Here is a 2,290-nt window from a genome sequence, read left to right on the forward strand (position 1 = left end):
GCTCCAGAAAGAAATCGGGAGCACAGCATCGGACATCAGGTTTCGGCTTGGAATGTGGGCTTCATGGAGCGCTTACGTTGATGTCACCGCCGCAAATGGTTGTTACGCAGTGCAGCTACCCCCCCCCACGCCCTCGGCAGCGTGGTCCATGGAGCCTGTAGAGCTAAGATTGACCGGGTGCATGCTCAACGAATTGTCGGCATTGCAAGTGATGGAGATCAGGCATTCCTGAACAAACTGGGCTTTGAACGACTTTGGGTGAGAGTTTCGTTAGCGCATTTAAGGGCTATATCGTCCGCTTAAAAATAGGCGGACAACATCGCCCTTTATTTGGGCGTTCGGAAGGTGTGTTTGCCGCTCCCTTACGATCAAAGGCTTATTGCATTGCAAAAATGTCAAAGTCGCATAAGAGCTGTTGAGCGTTGAGCTAGGTTAAACGCATTGATCAGCAGCTCTTATGCAGTTTACACGTCACGGTCGACTCTTAATGAACCAGTGATGCACCAGTCAAAGCCTCGGAAGTGGTTCTGTCGATGTTTTTGAAAACTTCAGAAAACATAGGGACAAGAACTTTATTACCATATTCACTTAAGTGGTCGTCGTCACGATACAAAGGGTGATTGCTTCTTTCCCCAAAGCAGCGTCCGTCAGAGCATAGATATGGTAGAGGGTTGAGTATTTTTACGCCGCACTGGTCACGCGCGGCGTCTTGCGCTTTCCAGATAAAAGCTTGGCGTTGATCATACGCGGCAAGTGTAATATATATTTCTTTCGGTGTTCCTGTTAAAGCAGCTCTTGCCATTTGAGTTGGAACATCAACACCCATTTCTGGTATTGGTCTGACTAAATATACGGTGTGGCTCTTTGCGATTTCGCACGCGGTATCTTTCATGTTTCGGGCGTACTCTTCAAGGAATGCTGGCTCTGATGTTTGGTAAGGTTTAGTGAAGTAAACTTGTGGTGTGTTTACTTCATGGCTGTTCTCGTTGGCACCTAGTGCGTACTGGGCGTGACGATTTATTATTATCACAGGAATATTGCTAGGCAAGGCTTTTAGTTTTTGAATTGCCCATTCTACAAACGCGCCGCACTGCTTTCGCGCTGAGCTGTGTACTCCTCTGATAATAGGGCAGCTGCTATATGTCCACTCCATTATGGAGCTATCTGGTGATGTGGCTGCTGACACTACGGCTGAAATTGTAGCGTTAGCATGACTATCTCCCAGAACAATTGCTTTAAGATCGCTCCCGCCGAACGTGCATGATGGTGAAGTTACTCCCGTCATAAGTAAACACTCACTTCGACGAGGATTAATGTTCTGGGATTCAAGGCTGATCGCTTCAACCTCAGGGGGCAATCTCCCGTTAACTCCCTGGTCCAACCGCACGCTCAACCCGGCGACAGTAACCGCGATAGTGCAGCTCAACAACACGGCTGCGTTTTTCTTCATGCTAAAGTTTGTTAAGTAGCGACGAGCGGGTGTCTCCACTAGGTGGTATGAAAGATTGCCGAGTGCGAGCGTCAATCCTAGCCCTGAAATAATAGCGGTAGGATTTGCTTGCTGCTCCAAATAGTTTAGAGCTACTACTATGGGCCAGTGCCACAAATACAATGAGTATGAACGAGTGCCCAGCCACTGTATCGCTGTGGGGCCTGTCCAGATTGAACCAGTGCGAGCAGCCAGCAATATAAGCAAAGTGCCAATAACAGGTACTAGTGCTCTCCAGCCCGGCCAGCTTGATGAGGAGTCAAAGCCGATAATAGAACCAATGATTAGTGCAAATCCAATGGATTCAAGTGTGACTCGTATGGTTGTTGTAAGTGGAGAGCGGTTTGCAAGGAGATATACCAAGCCGCCAGCAATCATTTCCCATGCGCGAGTTGGCAACAGGTAGAATGCCGCGCTTGGATTCATGGGCGTAATAATAATTGATAAAGCCAGTGATGTTATCAATCCAACGAGCATCACTACGGTTATGGAGTGCCGGTTTGGTCTCCATTTCCAAACGGCAGTCAGAATTAATGGTAGTATTATGTAAAATTGCCACTCCACAGCAAGTGACCACGTATGTAGTAGCCACTTTTCATGGGATTGCGTGTCGAAATATCCAGCTTCACGCCAGAATTGGATATTGGAAATAAATGAAACGCCGGCTGCGGAGTGGGTACCGAGCATTTTGTAATCGACAGGAGTTAATACCCACCAGCCAAGTACTAGGCTCTGTACGTAAACCCAAGAAATACGATTTTCTGTAAAATACACCGCCATTAAAGCCAGGAGGCCAAGATG

Annotated in this window: 1 protein-coding gene; it reads right to left on the bottom strand. The window is 47.6% G+C overall.

What is annotated here, in order from left to right:
• Positions 1–484 precede the first annotated feature (484 nt).
• Positions 485–2,290 (bottom strand): acyltransferase family protein (locus GHN92_RS23500; protein ID WP_153381333.1); only part of this gene is annotated, 1,806 nt, incomplete at its 5' end.

The sequence above is a fragment of the Pseudomonas sp. FSL R10-2964 genome, from assembly GCF_009600035.1.
Classification (GTDB): Bacteria; Pseudomonadota; Gammaproteobacteria; order Pseudomonadales; family Pseudomonadaceae; genus Aquipseudomonas; species Aquipseudomonas bubulae.